The 19955-nt window shown below is 68.0% G+C and carries 17 protein-coding genes; 12 read left to right on the top strand and 5 right to left on the bottom strand.

The annotated features are described in order from the left end of the window. Position 1 precedes the first annotated feature (1 nt). The 8 genes from trpE to lexA all read left to right on the top strand — a co-directional run bounded on the left by trpE (position 2) and on the right by lexA (position 7785). Positions 2–1552, top strand: a complete 1551-nt coding sequence (gene trpE, locus NMD1_RS15590; RefSeq protein ID WP_125955415.1) for an anthranilate synthase component I — start codon at positions 2–4, stop codon at positions 1550–1552. A 9-nt stretch (positions 1553–1561) separates the two neighbouring features. After that, positions 1562–2146: an aminodeoxychorismate/anthranilate synthase component II gene (locus NMD1_RS15585; RefSeq protein ID WP_125955414.1), complete on the top strand. Its 585-nt coding sequence runs from the start codon at positions 1562–1564 to the stop codon at positions 2144–2146. Further along, positions 2143–3135, top strand: coding sequence for an anthranilate phosphoribosyltransferase (gene trpD, locus NMD1_RS15580; protein WP_125955413.1), 993 nt, complete (start codon positions 2143–2145; stop codon positions 3133–3135). The genes NMD1_RS15585 and trpD overlap by 4 nt, the downstream gene beginning before the upstream one ends. Positions 3136–3285: 150 nt before the next feature. Then, on the top strand, positions 3286–4074 hold the full coding sequence (gene trpC / locus NMD1_RS15575) for an indole-3-glycerol phosphate synthase TrpC (RefSeq protein WP_125955412.1): 789 nt from the start codon (positions 3286–3288) through the stop codon (positions 4072–4074). Between the two features lie 102 nt (positions 4075–4176). After that, positions 4177–5055, top strand: a complete 879-nt coding sequence (locus NMD1_RS15570; protein WP_125955411.1) for a hypothetical protein — start codon at positions 4177–4179, stop codon at positions 5053–5055. A 286-nt stretch (positions 5056–5341) separates the two neighbouring features. Then, positions 5342–5833, top strand: a complete 492-nt coding sequence (moaC, locus tag NMD1_RS15565; RefSeq protein WP_125955410.1) for a cyclic pyranopterin monophosphate synthase MoaC — start codon at positions 5342–5344, stop codon at positions 5831–5833. After that, entirely contained in the window at positions 5830–7035 is a 1206-nt protein-coding gene (locus tag NMD1_RS15560) for a molybdopterin molybdotransferase MoeA (RefSeq protein ID WP_125955409.1), read from the top strand. The genes moaC and NMD1_RS15560 overlap by 4 nt, the downstream gene beginning before the upstream one ends. A gap of 57 nt (positions 7036–7092) precedes the next feature. After that, complete coding sequence (gene lexA / locus NMD1_RS15555; protein WP_124807481.1) at positions 7093–7785, top strand: transcriptional repressor LexA; 693 nt, start codon at positions 7093–7095, stop codon at positions 7783–7785. Here the strand turns inward: lexA and NMD1_RS15550 are convergent. Next, positions 7779–9905 (bottom strand): ComEC/Rec2 family competence protein, encoded by a 2127-nt coding sequence (locus NMD1_RS15550; RefSeq protein ID WP_233497699.1) that lies wholly within the window; start codon positions 9903–9905, stop codon positions 7779–7781. The two genes, lexA and NMD1_RS15550, sit on opposite strands and share 7 nt — an antisense overlap. 119 nt (positions 9906–10024) lie before the next feature. Here NMD1_RS15550 and gltX point away from each other — a divergent pair, with 119 nt between their 5' ends. The 3 genes from gltX (at position 10025) to NMD1_RS15535 (ending at position 13072) form a co-directional block, all read left to right on the top strand. Then, a complete protein-coding gene (gltX, locus tag NMD1_RS15545) occupies positions 10025–11503 on the top strand; it encodes a glutamate--tRNA ligase (RefSeq protein ID WP_125955407.1) in 1479 nt (492 codons plus the stop codon). A gap of 66 nt (positions 11504–11569) precedes the next feature. Then, complete coding sequence (locus NMD1_RS15540; protein ID WP_124807484.1) at positions 11570–12856, top strand: citrate synthase; 1287 nt, start codon at positions 11570–11572, stop codon at positions 12854–12856. Between the two features lie 18 nt (positions 12857–12874). Further along, the gene (locus NMD1_RS15535) at positions 12875–13072 is read left to right on the top strand and encodes a hypothetical protein (RefSeq protein WP_125955406.1); all 198 of its coding nucleotides are present in this window, start codon (positions 12875–12877) and stop codon (positions 13070–13072) included. Between the two features lie 7 nt (positions 13073–13079). Here NMD1_RS15535 and NMD1_RS15530 read toward each other — a convergent pair whose 3' ends face one another. From NMD1_RS15530 to NMD1_RS15515, 4 genes are all read right to left on the bottom strand, one after another. Further along, a complete protein-coding gene (locus NMD1_RS15530; RefSeq protein ID WP_125955405.1) occupies positions 13080–14459 on the bottom strand; it encodes a HAMP domain-containing sensor histidine kinase in 1380 nt (459 codons plus the stop codon). Beyond that, positions 14456–15397 (bottom strand): hypothetical protein, encoded by a 942-nt coding sequence (locus NMD1_RS15525; RefSeq protein ID WP_125955404.1) that lies wholly within the window; start codon positions 15395–15397, stop codon positions 14456–14458. Before NMD1_RS15525 ends, NMD1_RS15530 begins: the two co-directional genes overlap by 4 nt. Before the next feature lie 10 nt (positions 15398–15407). Continuing rightward, positions 15408–16649 (bottom strand): hypothetical protein, encoded by a 1242-nt coding sequence (locus NMD1_RS15520; RefSeq protein ID WP_125955403.1) that lies wholly within the window; start codon positions 16647–16649, stop codon positions 15408–15410. A gap of 102 nt (positions 16650–16751) precedes the next feature. Continuing rightward, positions 16752–17057 (bottom strand): Hpt domain-containing protein, encoded by a 306-nt coding sequence (locus NMD1_RS15515; RefSeq protein WP_125955481.1) that lies wholly within the window; start codon positions 17055–17057, stop codon positions 16752–16754. Positions 17058–17127: 70 nt separating this feature from the next. Between NMD1_RS15515 and NMD1_RS15510 the strand changes: the two genes are divergently transcribed. Next, positions 17128–19857 (top strand): hypothetical protein, encoded by a 2730-nt coding sequence (locus NMD1_RS15510; RefSeq protein WP_125955402.1) that lies wholly within the window; start codon positions 17128–17130, stop codon positions 19855–19857. Positions 19858–19955: the final 98 nt, after the last annotated feature.

Below are 19955 nucleotides of genomic sequence, written 5' to 3'. Positions count from 1 at the left end.
CATGGTCGATGCGGCGGTGATCGAGAACGCGCCGGCCCGGACCGGACGGCCCGAAAACTGGGACGCGGCGCACGCCGCGCTCGCCGACGGTCGCCCCGCGCTCATCTGGCGGCGCCTGATCGCCGATACCGAAACGCCCATCGGGGCCGCGCTGAAGCTGATCGAACCGGGGCGCGGCGATTTCCTGCTCGAATCCGTGCAGGGCGGCGAAGTGCGCGGGCGCTACAGCCTGCTTGGGCTGGACCCCGATCTCGTGTTCCGCGCCACCGGCCGCGCGGCCGAGGTCAACCGCGCGTGGCGGCATGATCGCGAAGCCTTCGCCCCGCTGCCGGGTGACAGCCTGACCGAACTGCGCGCGCTGGTGAAGGCCTGCCATATCGACGTGCCGGCGGCGCTGCCGTCGGCGCTGGCCTGTCTGGTCGGCTATTTCGGCTATGAAACCATTGGCCTGGTCGAAAAGCTGCCGCGCGCACCGCAAAGCCCGCTGGTCCAGCCCGACATGCTGTTCGTGCGGCCGACCGTGGTGCTGGTGTTCGATCGCCTTTCGGACGAACTGTTCGCCATCGCCCCGGTCTGGGCCGGCGGTGGCACACCGGCGCAGGCGCTGGAAACGGCGGGCGAGCGCATCGACGAAGCGCTGCGCCGCCTCGCCCGCCCCGCGCCGCAGGACGCGCGGCTCGATGCGCCGGTGGACGTTGCGCTTGCTCCGGCGATGGCGCCCGAAGACTATGCCCGCATGGTCGGCCGGGCCAAGGAATACATCGAGGCGGGCGACATCTTCCAGGTGGTGCTGGCGCAGCGCTTCAGCGCGCCCTTCCCGTTGCCGCCGATCGCGCTTTACCGGGCGCTGCGCCGGATCAACCCTTCGCCGTTCCTCTATTTCCTCGACTTGCCGGGCTTCGCGCTCACCGGCTCCAGCCCGGAAATCCTCGTCCGCATCCGCGATGGCGAAGTCACCATCCGCCCCATCGCCGGCACCCGCCCGCGCGGCAAGACGGCGGAGGAGGACCGCGCCAACGAGGAAAGCCTGCTGGCCGATCCCAAGGAACGCGCCGAACACCTCATGCTGCTCGACCTCGGCCGCAACGACGTGGGCCGCGTGGCCAAGGCGGGCACGGTCAAGGTCACCGAGAGCTACACGATCGAACGCTACAGCCACGTCATGCACATCGTCTCGAACGTGGTGGGCGAACTCGATACCCAGCGCGCGGATTCGGTCGATGCGCTGTTCGCGGGCTTCCCGGCGGGCACGGTCAGCGGCGCGCCCAAGGTCCGCGCGTGCGAGATCATCGCCGAACTCGAACCCGAAACGCGCGGCGCCTATGCCGGCGGCGTCGGCTATTTCGCGCCCGACGGCTCGGTGGATAGCTGCATCGTGCTCAGGACCGGCGTGATCAAGGACGGCGTGCTCCACGTGCAGGCCGGCGCGGGCATCGTGGCGGACAGCGATCCCGTCTACGAACAGCGCGAATGCGAACACAAGTCCGGCGCCCTCTTCGCCGCCGCGCGCGAGGCGATCCGCGTGGCCAGCGATCCGGGCTTCGGGCAGTAGGACCCCATCATGATCCTCGTCATCGACAATTACGACAGCTTCACCTGGAACCTCGTCCACTACCTGATGGAGATGGGCGCGGAAGTGGATGTCGTCCGCAACGATGCGCTGTCCGCCGGGCAGGCGATATCCTCGGGCGCGCAGGGGTTCCTGATCTCGCCTGGCCCCTGCACGCCCAATGAGGCGGGGATCAGCCTCGATCTGGTGGGCGCGGCGGCCGACGCCGGGGTGCCGCTGCTCGGCGTGTGCCTGGGCCACCAGTCGATCGGGCAGTATTTCGGCGGGCAGGTGGTGCGCGGCGGGCTGATGCACGGCAAGACCTCGCCCGTCACCCATGACGGCACCGGCATGTTCGCCGGCATCCCCTCGCCCTTCACCGCCACACGCTATCACTCGCTGATCGTGACCGACATTCCCGAAGTGCTGGCGGTCAACGCCACCTCGGACGATACGCACGTCATGGGCTTCCGCCATCGCGAACTGCCGATCCATGGGGTGCAGTTCCACCCGGAATCGATCGCCACGGAACACGGCCACGCCATGCTGGCGAACTTCCTGCGGCTTTGCGGCGTGGACGCGAAAGTCCCGGCGTGACCGCGCTGCCGCCGGTCGACCACCCGCTCGACGAGGACACCGCCGAGCGGGCCTTCGCCGCGATTCTCGATGGCTCGGTTCCAGACGACGCGATCGCCGCCTTCCTCGTCGCGCTGTCGGAGCGGGGCGAGACGGCGAGCGAGATTGCCGGCGCGGCGCGGGCGATGCGCGCGCGGATGATCCCGGTGCAGGCCCCCGCCAACGCCATCGACGTCTGCGGCACCGGCGGCGACGGGCACCACACGCTCAACGTCTCCACCGCCGTCAGCCTGGTCGTCGCGGCCTGCGGCGTGCCCGTGGCCAAGCACGGCAACCGTGCCGCCAGTTCCAAGGCCGGCGCGGCCGACACGCTCGAAGCGCTGGGCCTCAACCTCGATCGCGCTGCCGAAACGGCGGAAGAAACGCTGGCGGACATCGGCATCGGCTTCCTCTTTGCCGCGCGCCACCACCCGGCAATGGGCCGCATCATGCCGATCCGCAAGGCGATCGGCCGGCGCACGATCTTCAACCTGATGGGGCCGCTGGCTAACCCCGCGCAGGTCTCGCGCCAGCTCGTCGGCATCGCACGGCCCGCCTATGTGCCGATCTATGCCGATGCGCTGGCCCGGCTCGGCACCGCGCGTTCCTTTGTCGTCTCGGGCGACGAGGGGCTGGACGAACTCTCGCTCGCCGGTGGCAACGAACTGGCCGACGTGACCGGCGCGGAGATCGTGATGTGCCGCGTCGCGCCGTCCGATGCCGATCTGCCCACCGCACCGATCGAGGCAATCCGGGGCGGCGATCCCGCGCATAACGCCGAAGCCCTGCGCCGCCTGCTGCTGGGCGAACCCGGCGCTTATCGCGACGCCGTCCTCCTCAACGCCGCCGCCGCGCTGATGGTCGCGGGCGAAGCGCGCGACTGGCACGAAGGCGTGGAGGAAGCCGCCGAGGCGATCGACAAGGGGCTGGCCAAGGCCCTGCTCGATTGCTGGATCGTGGCGCTGCGCTAGAGGCCGGGATTGCGGGCGCGCCGGTGTCTCGACTTCGCTCGACACGAACGGAGGTTGAAGGACACCCTGTCCCCGTTCGTGTCGAGCGAAGTCGAGACACACCGCACCACCCTCTCGACTCGCCCCGCGCAGTCCCGCTAAAGCGCCGCGATGACCGACAAGCTCACCGAGATCTGCGACACCAAGCGCAGCGAAGTCGCCGCCCGCAAGGTCGCCACCTCGCTGGCCGACCTGACCGCGCGCGCCGCCGGGCAGAGCGCCCCGCGCGGGTTCGAGGCGGCCTTGCGCGCGAGAGCGGCCGCTGGCTACGCGCTGATCGCGGAGATCAAGAAGGCGAGCCCGTCCAAGGGCCTGATCCGCGCCGATTTCCAGCCCGCCGAACACGCGCGGCAGTATGAAGCGGGGGGAGCGGCCTGTCTTTCGATCCTGACCGACGCGCCCTATTTCCAGGGGCACGAGGATTTCCTGATCGCCGCCCGTGCCGCCTGCGCGCTGCCGGTGTTGCGCAAGGATTTCATGGTCGATCCCTGGCAGGTCACGGAAGCCCGCGCGATCGGGGCCGACGCCATCCTCATCATCGTCGCCGCCCTGGACGACGGTGCCATGGCCGAGATCGAAGCCGCCGCGATCGACCACGGCATGGACGTGCTGGTCGAGGTCCATAACGAGGCCGAGATGGAGCGCGCCGCGCGGCTGCGCTCGCGCCTGATCGGCGTCAACAACCGCGATCTCAAGCGCTTCGTCACCGATATCGCCATCACCGAACGGCTCGCGCCACTGGCGCCGGAAGGCACGCTGCTGGTCAGCGAAAGCGGCATCAATACCCATGCCGATCTCCAGCGGCTCGAAAAGTGCGGCGCACGCACCTTCCTGGTCGGCGAAAGCCTGATGCGCCAGGCGGATGTCACGGCGGCGGTAAAGGCCCTGCTCCAGGGCTGATCCGCCGCTCCGCATCGGTCCATTTTCACCATACCTCGCGTCCCGGCACGGCAGTAGGGGCGATCCCGTCCCAACGGCACGGGCGGCAAGGTGAAAGGTGGCATGAAGGCAGTCTTGCGGGGATCGCGCCGCGTCCTGCCCGCCGCCGGCACGGTCCTTTCCTTCCGCACCGCTCCGTTCACGCGCTTTTCGCCGGCCGAAACCGGGCGATGGGCCGCATTGCGCGTGATCGGTGCCAACCCTGCGACAATCGCGGTTCTGGTGCTGGACGGGATCTGGACCGCGCGCCCATCGCGCGCCGAGACCGCCACCTGCGGCATCCTGCGTGAACACCGGTTCTCGCTGCGCCGGGAACCCGCGATTTTCGGCTTGCAGCCGCCGGACTGGAAGCTGGCCGACCTGCGCGAACCGATGCTGCTGGGCGAAACGCCGTTGTCGGCTCAAGACCGAGCCCATGCCGAAGCCATCGCCTGCTACGGCATCGGCGCGCGCTATGGCACCTCGCTCGCCAACGCGAGCGATGCTGCCGAGGGCGAATGGCGCTGGGCGCATGATCGCGATGCCTTGCGCGATGAAGTGGCGCGCGAACAGATCGCCGAAAAGGCGGAAGCAGCCGCCGCCCGCGCCCGCTTCGCCGCCCGGATGGCCGGGCTGACGTGGGACCGCCTGCGCGCCGAAACGCCGCTGGCAGGCTGGAGCGCTGCCGAGACGGGGCTGCCGCCCGCATTCGTGGCCGGCGCGCGCCGGGCGCTGCTGCTGGCCTGCGCCGAACTCTCCGCGCTGGCGCCCAAGCCGCGCAAGCCCGCCGCCCGCGCGATCTTCAAGCGCTGCGTGACGTGGTTCAACCATGCCGATCACCGCATCGGCGGCATGATCGGTACGGCGGAGCGCGACGACATCCGCGCCGCTCTCGCCGAGATGGCCCGGCTTGCCGGGCAGAAGCGGCTGCTGGAGGAAATCGACGGCTGGCGCGACTGGTAGGGTTGGACGGCCACCCTGTCGTCATTGCGAGGGGCGCAGCCCCGCGGCAATCCCGGGCAGCACGCGCGGCTGTGGATTGCTTCGCTTCCGCTCGCAATGACGAACGGACCACGCGGCACTGATCGGCCCCTAACCCCCTGTCCTAAGCCGCGATCCTCTGGCATGACCACGGCATGACAGCCTGCTTTTCCTTTTCTCGCGGCGCGGTCTTTACCGGCCCGTGCCCACCCCGTGTTCCTTCGCCATGGACCGTGTCAACTTTGTCAACTTCGCAAGATTGCTCCGCATGAACGGGCTTACGCATCTCGATTCACAAGGCCATGCGCGCATGGTCGATGTCGGCGGCAAGGCGGAAACGGCGCGCGTCGCCATCGCGCAGGGCCGCATCCGCATGACGCCGGCCACGCTTGCCGCCATCCGCGAGGGCGATGCGCCAAAGGGCGACGTTCTGGCGGCAGCGCGGATCGGCGGGATCATGGCGGCGAAGAAGACGGGCGAGCTCATCCCCCTGTGCCATCCGCTTGCGCTCGATGCGGTCGCAGTGGAGTTCGCCTTCGTGCCCGATGGCGTGGAGGTGACTGCCACTGCCTCGCTCACCGGCCGGACTGGCGTGGAAATGGAAGCGCTGACCGCCGTCTCGATCGCGCTGCTGACCATCTACGACATGGCCAAGGCGCTGGACAAAGGCATGGTGATCGAACAGGTCCGCCTGATCGAAAAGCGCGGCGGCAAGTCGGGCACGTGGCGCGCGGACGAAGAGCGGCAAGACCAGGCATGAAAACCCCACCGTTACCGCTGGAGGAGGCGCAGCGGCGCCTGCTCGCGCTGGCCCCCGCGCTGCCGGTGGAACGTCGCCCCGCCGCCGAATGCCTGGGCTTCCATCTTGCCCAGCCGCTCACCGCTCGGCGCAACCAGCCCGAGGCCGCGCTCTCCGCCATGGACGGATACGCCCTGCGCGCGGCCGACCTGCCCGGCCCGTGGACCGTGGCGGGCGAAAGCGCCGCTGGCCATCCGTTCGATGGCACGGTCGCGCCCGGACAGGCGGTGCGGATCAGCACCGGCGCCGTGGTTCCCGACGGCGCGGACATGGTGCTGATCCAGGAAGACGCCACGCGCGAGGACGACAGCCTGCACCTGACGGGCGAACCGCCCGTGCCCCGTGACAAGCACATCCGTCCGCGCGGCATGGATTTCAGCCTCGATGCCCCCTTGCTGCCGGCCGGGCAACACATGGGCGCGGCGCAGATCGCGCTCGCCGTTGCCGCCGGGCACCATTACCTTGCCGTGCGCCGGCCGGTGAAACTGGCCGTCATCGATTGCGGCGATGAACTGGTCGCCCCCGGCACCCCGCTCGCGCCGCACCAGATTCCCGCCAGCAACGGCCCGATGCTGGCGGCGCTGGCGGCTGCCTGCCAGGTCGTGACCGATCGCATCGGGCCGATCCCCGACCGGCTCGACGACCTGGCCGCCGCGCTGGACCGCGTGCGCGATGCCGATGTGGTGGTTACCAGCGGCGGCGCTTCGGTGGGCGATCACGATCTGGTCCGCCCGGCAATCGAGGCCACCGGCGCGACGCTCGATTTCTGGCGGGTCGCGATCAAGCCGGGCAAGCCACTGATGGTGGCGCAACGCGGCAGACAGGTGATCCTGGGCCTGCCCGGCAATCCCGCCGCCGCCTTCGTGACCGGCTACCTGTTCCTGCTGCCGCTCCTCCGGGCCGCGCTGGGTGCGGCGGAAACGCTGCCGCGCCTGATTCCGGCTCGCCTCGCGCAGGATATGCCGGCGGGCGGCGGACGTACCGAATTCCTGCGCGCCCGCTGGGACGGTGCCAGCGTAACGCTCGATCCCCTGCAGGATTCCGGTGCGCTGTCGTCGCTCGCGCGCAGCAACGCGCTGGTCCGGCGCGAAGCCCGCGCGCCATTGACGCCAGCGGGAACGGATGTTCCGGTCTATTTGCTGGAAAATGGCGGAATTGCTTGACGGGTGCGTTTTGGTTGCTTATTCGTTCCGCATTCGTTCACTATGGAGTGACGCGCAATGCTGACGCGCAAGCAGCACGAACTGCTGACTTTCATCCAGCTCCGGCTTGAGGAGTCCGGCATTTCCCCCTCGTTCGAGGAAATGAAGGAAGCTCTCGATCTCAAATCGAAATCGGGCGTCCACCGGCTGATTTCCGCGCTGGAGGAACGCGGCTTCATCCGTCGGCTACCCAACCGCGCCCGCGCTCTGGAAGTGCTGCGCCAGCCGGACAGCGCAACCACCAAGGCCGCGTCGCGCACGGCTCCCGCCAACGATGTGGTCGTGCCGCTGCGCAGCCCGCCGAAGACCGCACCGGCGCCGGCCAACGACGTCATCGAAGTGCCGCTGCACGGCCGCATCGCCGCCGGTGCCCCGATCGAGGCGCTGGAAGGCTCCAGCGTATTGCCGGTGCCCGCAGCCCTGCTCGGCGCGGGTGAGCATTACGCGCTGGAAGTATCCGGGGATTCGATGGTCGATGCCGGGATTTTCGATGGCGATTTCGCGCTGGTCCGCCGCACGGACATCGCCCGCGATGGCGAAATCGTGGTGGCGCTGATCCGGGGCGAGGAAGCGACGCTCAAGTACCTGCGCCGCGAAAAGGGCATGATCCGGCTCGATCCGGCCAACGCCGCCTACGATCCGCAATACTACCGTCCCGATGAAGTGCAGGTGCAGGGAAAGCTGGCGGGGCTGCTGCGCCGCTATCACTGATCCGTTGAAGCGGGCGACGGGGCGGCTTCCGGCCGGCGCGTCGCCCGCCAGCGATACCAGCCGTGGTGCCCCTGGGTTTCGGCCACGGTGCGCACGGTGCCAGCGGCAAGATCGATGGCGAGCCCGCCGGTCCGTGCCAGCAAGGCCCGATCCGCTTTCAGCATCCGGGGCAGGCAGGTGCGTGGTAGGCGGCGATCTGCGATGACAATGTCGGCCGCTGCGCAGGCCCGTTTCAACTCCCCGATCTCCACCAGATTCTGCCCGCGGGCCATCAGCACCGCGAACGAACGCCCGCCCCGCTTCAGCGCGATCCGGCAGAAATCGGCGTTGCAGGCCGCGCCCGGCCAGGTATCGAGTGGGCGGACATCTCCCTCCATGCCGGCCATTTCCAGCAGGTTTTCGCGGGTATAGTCCCCGCGCGTCTGGCGTAGTACCAGCAGTTCGGCGCCTTCTCCGGTCACGCCCACGTGACGGCCATCGCCCGATACCAGGATGTCGGGCGGGCGCATGGTGGCGAAGACCAGCGCGGCGACGGCCGCCGGAACCAGGCCCCACAGACGCACCGGTCCGGTCCACAGCGCCAGCCACAACCCGCCGGCAACGAACAGCGCGAACACCCCGGGCGGCATCGACGGCATCAACGTCACCGCGCCGGGCTGCCCCGCCGTCACGTGCGCCAGCCACAGCAGGAGTTCGAGCGACTTGCCCGTCAGCCACCACGCCGGCCCGCCCGCCCCCACCACGTCCAGCACCAGCGCCAGCGCGATCAGCGGCATGGTCACGAACGTGGTCAGCGGAATGGCCACGACGTTGGCCGCCGCGCCGTAGATGCCGGCGCGGTGGAAATGGAACAGCCCGATCGGCATCAGCGCCAGTTCGATCACGAGTCCCGTCGCGAGCAGCATCACGAGATGCCGCCCCAGGCAAAGCAGTACCCCTTCCTCGCGCGCGGCCAGGAAGCGCTTGGCCGGCGCGGAACCGTGGAACGCGATGATCGCGATCACCGAGGCGAAGCTCATCTGGAAGCTCGGCCCGAACACGGCCTCGGGCCAGAACACCATGACGAAGAACGCCGCCACCGCCAGCATCCGCAGCGACAGCGGATCGCGCCCCAGCGCCAGCGCCGCCAGCACCAGCAAGGCGCCGATGCACGATCGCACCGTCGGCACTTCCGATCCCGTCAGCAGGGTATAGGCAATGCCCGCCAGCGCCCCGGCCGCCGCCGCGACGATCGGCAGGCGCACGCGCAGCGCCACGAAGGGAAACAAGGCGAACAGGCGCACAGTCAGGACATAGACTGCCGCGATCACCGCGCTGACGTGCAGGCCGCTGATCGAAAGCAGATGCGTCAGCCCGGCATCGCGCATCGCGTCCTCGTCGGTCGGCGCGATGCTGCCCCGATCGCCGCTGGCCAGCGCGGCCGCGATCGAACCGGGCGATCCGACGAGACGGGCGCGGATGTGATCGGCCAGGTGTTGCTGCCAGCGGCGCAGCAGCCCTCCCCCGTCAGGCGGGGCCAGCACATCGACCGGCCCGACCACGCTGCCGGTCGCGGCAAGGCCCTGGAACCACGCGGCCCGGGCGAAGTCGTATCCGCCCGGCAGCATCGGCGGAGCGGGCGGCATCAGACGCGCCCGCAGCCGCACCGTGGCGCCTTCGGCAAGACCGGGCCTGTCCTCTTCCAGCGGCAGGTTCACGCGCACCCGCATCGCACCGGGCACGCCTTCGATCCGCGCGTCGACGAGGAGGCGCACCCGCCCCCGCGCACTTTCCTCCTGCCGGTCGAGAATGCGCCCCTCCACCCAGCCGAAGGTCGGATGGCCCACCCCCGACTTTCCGACGAGCGCGGACTTGCTCCACACCGTCACGCAACCTGCCGCCACCATGAGCGGCAGAGAAAGCGCGGCAAGCCGAACGTAGTCCAGCGAACCCTCGCGCGGGATCGCCAGGGCCAGCGTCGCCAGCGCCGCGCAGGCGGCGAGAAGCGCCATCCACTGCCATGGCCCGTCCAGTTCCAGCCAGCTTGCGATTCCCGTCAGGAACGCGACCGCAAGCCATGGCGCACGCTCGAATGGGCGGGCGGCGAGGAATGCGTTGCTCGACGGAAGTATGCTGGACAAGCGCCGATAATTGGCCCAATGCCGCGCCGGTTCCACCGGCAGATTCACCGCCGGTTCAGCCTCAGTTTCGACTGCGGCCATGGACGCCATGGAATGCAATAGGAAGGACCGCGCGGCCGATGGCAAGCGCCACTGAAACTGTTTCCGCACAATCGGCCGCCAGAGCCGGCCAGGAACGCTCCGGCGTTGTTACGCGCTTTGCTCCCTCGCCGACCGGGTTCCTGCATATCGGCGGCGCCAGGACCGCGCTTTTCAACTGGTTGTTCGCCCGCCACCACGGCGGCACGTACCTGCTGCGGATCGAGGACACCGATCGCGCCCGCTCCACCGACGCGGCGATCGACGCGATCTTCGACGGGCTGGAATGGCTGGGCCTTACCGGTGACGAACCGGCCGTGTTCCAGTTCGCCCGCTCGGAACGGCACGCCGAAGTGGCGCATGCGCTGCTCGCGGCCGGCCATGCCTATCGCTGCTACCTGACGCAGGAAGAGCTGGCCGCGCGCCGCGCCAAGGCGCAGGAAGAACGCCGCCCGTTCCGCATCGACAGCGAATGGCGCGACGCCGATCCCGCGACCTGGCCTGCGGGCCAGCCCTATGTCGTCCGGATCAAGGCCCCACGCGAAGGACAGACGGTCATCACCGACCTGGTGCAGGGCGAAATCACGGTCAGCAACAGCGAGATCGACGATTTCATCCTGCTGCGCTCGGACGGAACGCCGACCTACATGCTCGCGGTCGTGGTCGACGATCACGACATGGGCGTGACGCACGTTATCCGGGGCGACGATCACATCAACAACGCCTTCCGCCAGCTCGTGATCATTCGCGGTATGCACGCGATCGAGGGCGGCTGGCCGGACCCGGCCTATGCCCACATTCCGCTGATCCACGGCGCGGACGGGGCTAAGCTTTCCAAGCGGCACGGCGCGCTGGGCGTGGATGCCTATCGCGACGAGATGGGGCTGCTGCCCGAAGCGGTGTTCAACTATCTGCTGCGCCTGGGCTGGGGCCATGGCGACGAGGAGATCATCTCCCGCGATCAGGCGGTCGAATGGTTCGATATCGGCCATGTCGGCAAGGGCGCATCGCGGTTCGATTTCAAGAAGCTGCTCAATCTCACCGGCCACTACCTGCGCGAAGCCGATGATGCGCGGCTGGCGGGTCTGGTCGCTTCCCGGCTCAAGCCGTTGGCCCCCGCGTTCGACGACGCGCGGGACATGGCGCTGCTGGAGCAGGCGATGCCCGTGCTCAAGGTACGCGCGGCCGATCTCAACGAACTGGCGCAGGGCGCCGTGTTCCTGTTCTCGCAGCGTCCGCTGCCGCTCGACGCGAAAGCGCAGAGCCTGCTGACGGACGATGCACGCACCATTCTCGCAGCGATCATCTCCAGGATCGATGCGGAATGCGACTGGACAACCTCCACGCTGGAGGCCAGTCTCAAGGCCATGGCAGAGGAGCTGGGAGTAGGACTGGGCAAGCTTGCCCAGCCGTTACGCGCAGCGTTGACGGGTCAGACAACCTCGCCGGGCATATTCGACGTGCTGGTCTTGCTGGGCAAGGAGGAAGCGCTTGCGCGACTCCGGGACCAATCCGCATGAACCAGTTCGTTTTCTAATCTCCTTGCCGTATCTCCCACGGCACAACCCAGATCAGGAGGGCTTAGCGTGAGCGAAAACCAGGCTACTTTGAGCGCGGACGGCAAGACTGTCGAAATGCCGGTCCGCAGCGGCACCATCGGGCCGGATGTGGTCGATATCCGCAAGCTCTACGGGCAAACCGGCCTGTTCACCTACGATCCCGGCTTCACCTCCACCGCGAGCTGCGATTCCGCGATCACCTATATCGATGGCGATGAAGGCGTGCTGCTGCACCGCGGCTATCCCATCGGCCAGCTTGCCGAACACTCCTCGTTCATGGAAGTCAGCTACCTGCTGCTGAATGGCGAACTGCCGAACCAGGATGAACTTGCCGAGTTCACCCGTACGATCAGCCGCCACACCATGGTGCATGAACAGCTCAGCACGTTCTATCGCGGCTTCCGTCGCGATGCGCACCCCATGGCGATCATGTGCGGCGTGGTCGGGGCGCTTTCGGCATTCTACCATGACTCCACCGACATCGCCGATCCGCAGCACCGCAAGATCAGCTCGCACCGCCTGATCGCCAAGATGCCGACGATCGCGGCCATGGCCTACAAGTATTCGGTCGGCCAGCCGTTCCTCTATCCGAAGAACGAACTGTCCTACACCGGCAACTTCCTGCGCATGACCTTCGGCGTGCCCGCCGAGGAATACGAAGTCGTGCCCGAAGTGGAACGGGCGATGGACCGCATCTTCATCCTCCATGCCGATCACGAACAGAACGCCTCCACCTCGACCGTGCGCCTTGCCGGATCGTCGGGCGCCAACCCGTTCGCGTGCATGGCGGCGGGCATCGCCTGTCTGTGGGGGCCGGCGCATGGCGGCGCGAACGAAGCCGCGCTGAACATGCTCAAGGAAATCGGCACGCCCGACAAGATCCCGCACTACATCGAGCGCGCCAAGGACAAGAACGATCCGTTCCGCCTGATGGGCTTCGGCCACCGCGTGTACAAGAACTACGATCCGCGCGCGACCGTGATGCAGCAGACGGTGCGCGAGGTGTTCTCGGCGCTGAAGGTGAACGATCCGCTCTTCGAAACCGCGCTTCGCCTCGAAGAGATCGCGCTCAGCGATCCCTACTTCATCGAGAAGAAGCTGTTCCCGAACGTGGACTTCTATTCGGGCATCATCCTGTCGGCGATCGGCTTCCCGACCACGATGTTCACCGTGCTGTTCGCTCTGGCCCGCACTGTGGGCTGGGTGGCGCAGTGGAACGAAATGATCTCCGATCCCGGCCAGAAGATCGGTCGTCCGCGCCAGCTCTACACCGGGCCGACGCAGCGCGACTACATCCCGCTGAACCAGCGCTAAACTTCGGGAGCGGCGGCGATGCTCAGAATGATCCTGCGGATTTTCGGCATCGCCGCCGTCCTGATGGGCGGGCTGTGGATGGGCCAGGGAACCGGCCTCATCTTGTGGCCCGCCTCCAGCTTCATGCTGGATCAACGCGAATGGGTATGGAAAGGCGCGCTGCTCGCCCTGCTGGGCGTCGGCGCCCTATGGCGAGCCTCGCGCAGGCGGGGCTAGACCCCTTTCAGATTTCCGACGCGCCCATTTCGGTGTTCGTATCGGCCGGCAGTTCCAGCACGAACCGCGCGCCCTGCCCCGGCGTCGCCTCCACCGACAGGTCTCCCCCCATCGCGCGCGCCAATCGCCGCGAGATATAGAGGCCAAGCCCCGTTCCGCCGTCGCCCGATCGGCCCAGCCGTTCGAACTTGGCAAACAGCCGGTCCACCTGCTCCTGCGTCAACCCCTGCCCTTCGTCGGCCACGCACAGCCACGCGCGCACGCCATCAGTCCAGCAGGTCAGCGTGACGGTGGAACTGCCCGGCGTGTAGCGGATGGCGTTGTTCAACAGGTTTATCAGGATCTGAAGCACGCGCCGGAACTCACCGATCGCGGGGGTCCGCGCCTCTTCCGCGGGCGTCGCCAGCCTGATCGCGCGCTCCTGCGCCCGCACCGACAGGATACCCGCCGCGCGCCGCGCGCAATCGGCCAGATCGATCCGATCGGGCGCGGGTTTGAAACCCTCCGCCTCCACGGCTTCCAGATCAGCCAGATCCTCGATCAGCCCCAGCAGATGGCGGCCCGCCTCGGCGATATCCCCGGCATAGGTGCTGTATTCGTCCGACAGCGGCCCGGCGAGGCGCGTGCGGATCGTTTCGGCGTTGGCGATGATGCGGTTGATCGGCTGCCGCAGCGCCGGCGCCAGTTCGCGGCCGATGATGCCGTTCCAGCTCGCCGCGTCCGGTGCCTGGGGTGAAGGCGCTACGCTTTCATGCGGTACGATGCCGATCCCGTCCGGCACCAGCAGCAGTTCGAAGCCGGCATCCCCCATCGGGAAGAGCCGCGCGCGCCAGGGCCGGACCGATCCGTCGATTCCCACCGCCGCATCGTCCAGCAGGCGCCAGTGCAGCGCGCTCTGGTGATGCTCCAACTCCGCCAGAGTCACGAACTCGGTCCAGCGCCGGCCGATTCCTTCGCGCATGGCTGCAGCCATGCCGGCAAGGTCGGCGGCCATGGCGTCGACCGAGACCACGCGCTGTTCGGCATCCAGCAGCACTTGCGCTTCCGCGATCTGCCGGACCAGCGCCGCCGCTCCGGGCGCGTCCGCGCCGCCCTCCTCCACGGCGGACGTCCGCCACCGGCTGAGTTCGATCCGCGTCCCGTCCGCTTCGGGCGTTACCGCGGCCCACGTGGACAGCGCCCGCGTTTCGTCCAAGAACGTTATCGTGCGCGCGAGCGGCGTGCCGGCCCGCCGCGCCGACCGCACCAGTTCGAGCAGAGCCGGGATCGCGATCACGCCGGGCAGTTCACCCCCGCAGCGCCGTTGCCAGTCCGCCAGCACTTCGCTGGCATCGATGAGTCGGTCGTCGGGATCGCTGACGCCGTGAGCCAGATCGAGCGCCTTCATGAACGCTCGTACCCGGACAGCAGCGCCGCCGCGCGTTCGGGTGCGACAAGGCCAAGACCCTCTGGAACCGTTCCGCCCGGATGCACCGCCAGGAATTGCGCCGCGATCGCGCTTTCCTCCAGCCCGCAGGCGATCAACCCCAGCAGCAGCCGGGTCTCATGCCCTTCGGCGGTGGCGAAAACGGCGGCTTCGCGCGAGCATCCTGCGCCCAGCGCCAGCGCCGTAACGAACAGCGCCGCGCCCGCATGGGCCAGCACCAGCGAGACGCCGGCGCGCTCGCCCAGTGCCGCCACCGAGCGGCGCAGCAGAGCCAGACGGCTGCGCTTTTCGTCCAGTCCGGTGCGCACGATCCGTTCCGCCTGCACCGCATCGGCATCGGCTTCGCGAGCCACGCCCTGCATCACGCGGATCGCGCGGTTCAGCACATCGCCGGGCAATTCCATCAGCGGCAACTGCATCCGCCGCTGCTGCTGGCAGAAGCGCGCCTGCGCCGCCATCAGGTTCACCGCCAGCGTCGAAACCGATGGGTTGGCAGCGCCGATCTGCTCCTGGATCAACGGCGACAATGCCGGATCGAGCGCGGCCCTATCCCGCAGCCGCAACGCAAGACGCCATTCGAGCGCAAGAGCATGAAGATGTTCGAGGACTGCCGGTTGTTCCGCCAGCCCGGCAATCAGCGCATCCACCGTCGCTTCGCCGTGGTGGCTGGCGCGATCCGGCCCGATCAGGGCGGCGGCAAGCTGGCGGGCGCAGTCCGCCAGCATGCCGCGCACGCGGGCCAGAATTTCGTCATCGAAGATCGTCCCCAGCCCGTTGTGGAGGAGATATTGCAGGACTGGTCCGGACCCCGCATACGCGCGCTCCTCCGCCGCCAGCCGCGTGGCCAGCACGTCCTCCATCGCTCCGGAAGCGACTGCGGGAACCACGGGGTCCATCATCGGAAATCTTTTATTCCCGAATGGTTGATGCGGCGTTAGCGGTACGGCGGCCGACAGCGCTGGCATCAAGCAGCGTTCCCGCCAGCAGGGCCAGCACGACCATCCGAAGCACGGCGTCGAATGGCCCGATCGCGCTGAGCACCGCCAGACCGATGCCGCACAGGAAGCGGTCGCTCAGCCACGATGTCCAGTCGCGGGCCGCGCAGACCGCGGGCACAAGCCGCAACGTCAACATCAGGACTAGCGGGGCGAACAGGCGCAGCGCCGCCGCCACACCCGAAATATCCGCCAGCTCGGACCGCCACGCGCAAAGCGCGACAAAGCCCGCATCGAGCAGCAACGCGAACGCGGCCCCGGTCGGCGCCATGCGGGCCGATGCCAGAAGCGATGCCCGCTCCACGCGAGCGAGCAGCGCGGCGCATTCGGCCACGAGCCAGCAGAGCGCCAGCAGGGCAAAGCCGATCGTCGCGCTGCCGAACCAGCCCGCGCCGACGCCCAGCACGCCCAGCGCGAACGAGGCTATGGTGACGATATAAGGCCGGGTGCCGGCGTGCAGCAGCGCGGGGCCGATCTTCTGCACGGCGATGCCGGCCAGCATTTCGCCCGGCGAACGGCGGTGCGCACCGATGGTGTGCAGCCGCAGCCAGCCCGGCTCGGCCCGGTGTGCTTCATCCTCGCTGCGGATAAGGCGCCACCGTCCCTGATCGATGAACGCAAAGGGAATATCGCGCTGTGGCACGCCGGCCTGCACCGCGATTCGCAGCAAGGCGGAGGCCGGGCTCCATTCGGGCGGCAATTCGCCCAGCCCCGCCACAACGCGCCCGGGCAATCGCATGGCGCCGGCGCTGGCGTGGTTGATATCGATCCGTTCGAACCCGGCGGCCAATCCCGTTTCAACCGGCATGGTCAGGATCACCGGTCCGTCGTTGAGCAGGCGCAGGGCATCCTCTGGCACGGCAAGCAGCCCATCGGCCAGCACGAGCAGTTCGTCCTCGGGCGAAACCAGCGGCACCAGCGCCCGCGCCGTGGGGATGACATGAAACCGGGCGCCAGCGCTCTCAGCCACGTGCTGAAGCGCCACGAGTTCGCCGGTCAAAGCCTCTGCCTGCACGACGATGCGCGCGCATCCGAAGGCCAGCGCCAGGCCCACCTGATGGCGCAACACCGAACGCCCGCCTATCGGCAGGTGCCCGCGCAGCCCCGACGGTTCTTCCGCCGCGGCATCCATCAGCGATAGCAATGCGACCCGCACGCTCTCCGGCCTCCTGTAAGCCGCCATGGTAGGGCGCGGAGGCAGTTATGCCAAGCGCGCCGCCCGCCTTATCCCCGCCCGGCGGTCCGCCATGGCGATACGTCAGGCTTCGGGCGCGAGCCCATCGATGTGCTGGCGGATTTGCCGAAGGATGCGCGGTTCGCCCGGCGCGGATTCGATCGCTTCGTTGGCGAGTTGCATCAGCGACGTGTCATGAAAACTGGCGGAAAGGCCCTTCAGCCGCAGCGCGGCCATGTGCCAGTTACCATCGCACCGCGCACGCGAAAGCAGGTCCAACTGGCGCTCTACACTCTCCACGAACGCCGCGCGCAGTTCAAGGAACAGGGCCGGATCGTCGCCCGCAGCCGCCGCCAGCGCGGCATCGATGTTTTCGCCGAGATAGGCCATCGGGCCATATTCAACAGTCATTGTTAAAACTGGGTTTATGCCGCTGCCCGCGGCGTGGTATGCCGGCTCCATGAGTGGGGGACGCATCATTCCGATCGACAGCAGCCAGCCCGAAGCGGAGGCGGCTGCAGATACGCGCGACAATCAGACAGAACCGCTGGAACTGACCGATCCGATCAGTGACTTGCCGATGTTCGAAACCGACGAAGGCGAATGGTTCGAGGAAGCAACCCGTTCTCGGTTTTCAGGCCTTCTCGCGCCCACGCTGGCGGCCCTGGCGATAGCTGCCTGGACCGTTCTTTTCGTATTGGCCAACCTGGACGTGCTGCGTGCAACGTCCGCTCTGAACGTCTGGGCCCAGTCGATCTCCACATGGTCGATGCCCGTGCTGTTGTGTCTTGTCGCGCTGCTGCTGGTCCTGCGCTTGAGCAAGCGCGAAGCCGCGCGGTTCAACGATGCCGCGCGCGGGCTTTCGCTGGAGTCGCAACGGCTCGAACAGCGTTTGACGAGCGTGAACACCGAACTCTCGCTGGCGCGCAACTTCATTGCCTCGCAAAGCCGCGATCTGGAAGCGCTGGGGCGCATCGCGGTGGAGCGCATTACCGGCAGCGCGGCGCGGTTGCAGGAACTGGTGGTCGACAACGGCGCGCAGGTCGATCGCATCGCCACCGTTTCGGTCAGCGCGCTCGACAACATGGAGAAGTTGCGGGGGCAACTGCCGGTCATCGCCAACGCGGCGAAGGATGTAACCAACAATATCGCCGGCGCCGGGCGCACGGCGCATCTCGAACTGGAAAGCCTGGTTGCCGGATTCCAGCGCCTCAACGAGTTCGGCGTGGCGAGCGAGCGGCAGGTCGATTCGATCCGCCGCAAGGTGAACGAGGCGCTCGCCGCGTTCGAGGCCGCAACTCAAGAGCTCGAAACAACATCGGCCGAGCGCTTTGCCGCACTGACGGCTGAAGGCGAGGCATTCCGCGAGCGCCTCGATCAGGACGAGATCGCGGCCCTGGCGGCGATCCGTGCGCGCGCCGATCACCTCGCGACCGAACTGGACCAGCACCGCGTCGCCACGATGGCGGCCGAGGCCGAGGCGCTGGATGCCCTGCAACTGCGCTTCGATACTCTGCGCGAGGAAAGCGGCAGGCTTGGCGAACAGATCGCCGCCGCCGAAAGCGACGCGCTCAAGGCCTGGTACGAACGCTCCGCCGCCCATGCCGATACCACGTTGCAATCACTGGGCGCGGTCAGCCGCGATCATGAAGCGGTGGTGGCGCAGGCGATGGAGCAGCTGGCCGGGTTCGAGGATTCCGCCCGCTCGCTGGTTTCCCGGATCGAGGCGGAAGCCCGGCGGCTGGACGACGAACTGGCACGCCGGCGCGCGAGCACCGAGGCTTCCGCTTCGGAACAGCGCGCCGCGCTGACGCGCCGTTTGACCGAGATCGACGATGCCATCCTGCTGCGGCGCCAGGCAATGGAAGCCGCCGGCGCCGAAGCGGCCGACGCGCTGGCCGCCAAGCTGGCCGAGCTGGACCAGGTGATCGAGGAACAGCGCCGGCAACAGATGCAGAGCACCCGGCAGCTCGCCACGCATTGCGATCAGATCGCCGAACGCGTGGTGTCGTTCTCGCTGGCGCTGCGCGCCTCGGGCGAACAGGGCGGGGAAACCGCGCAGGCCGTCGATCAGGCCCTGGGTCTGCTCAACCAGCGGCTTGCGGAATCGCGCGAGGCCCTTTCGAAAACGGACGTGCAGATCGGGGAACTGACGCTGGCGGCGGTTCGCCTGCTCGAACTGATCCAGGTGAGCGGCGAACACACCCGCACACAGCTTCCCGAAGCGCTGCGCAGTTCCGAAGCCGGGCTGAAAGGCATCGAGGATCGCGTGTTCATGCTGCGCGACACGTTGCGCGAAGCGGGCGACAGCGGGCGCACCCTGTCCGAAGACATTGTCGCCACGCGCGGCGAAGTGCGCGATGCGATCAAGGACGTCGGCCGGTTTCAGGAAGCCTTTCTCAGCCGTGCCGCCGAACAGCAGGTCAGCATCAGCGAACTGCGCCAGATCCTCGCCACGGCGCGCGAGGAAAGCGAGGAGCTGGCCACGCAAGTTGACGAGCGGCTTACCGAAGTGCTTACACGGCTCTCCAGCGTCGCTTCGGGGATCGCCTCGCAACTGCGCGAAGGCACCGTCGGCGAAATCGAGGAAATCGCGAACCAGCTCGGCGACCAGAGCGGAGCGGCCATCGTGCGCGTGCTTCAGGGACGCGGCGCGGAACTGGTGGGCAAGCTGGAAGAAGCGATCGACGCCGCGACGCAGGCGAGCCGCGATTCGGTTATCCAGATGCGCGATCAGCTAAGCCGCGTGGACGAACTGGCCGGCAATCTGGAAGCGCGTGTCGAACGCCTGCGCGAACGCGCAACCGAACAGGTCGACAACGATTTTGCCCGGCGGGTGGCGCTCATCACCGAATCGCTCAACTCGACCTCCATCGATATCGCCAAGGCGCTGTCGACCGACGTGTCGGAAACCGCGTGGGCGGCCTATCTCCGCGGAGACCGGGGCATCTTCACACGGCGCGCGGTCAGCCTGATCGACAACGGGCAGGCCAAGGCGATCCAGAACCACTACGAACGCAACCGCGATTTCCGCGAGAACGTGAACCATTACATCCACGATTTCGAGGCGATGCTGCGCCAGCTTCTGTCCACACGCGATGGCAACGCGCTGGGCGTGACACTGCTGTCCTCGGACATGGGCAAGCTCTACGTGGCACTGGCGCAGGGCATCGAGCGGCTGCGGGGATAAACGCCCACCGCCCGCCGTGGAAACCCGATCTTAACCAAGCCCACGTAGTGTGGTCTGATAGAACCGGACCGGAGACGATTACCCGCCGGTAAACCATT

It is taken from the genome of Novosphingobium sp. MD-1, assembly GCF_001014975.1.
GTDB lineage: Bacteria > Pseudomonadota > Alphaproteobacteria > Sphingomonadales > Sphingomonadaceae > Novosphingobium.
Note: the sequence above shows the minus strand (reverse complement) of the source record. Positions and strands in the feature narration are given on the sequence as shown.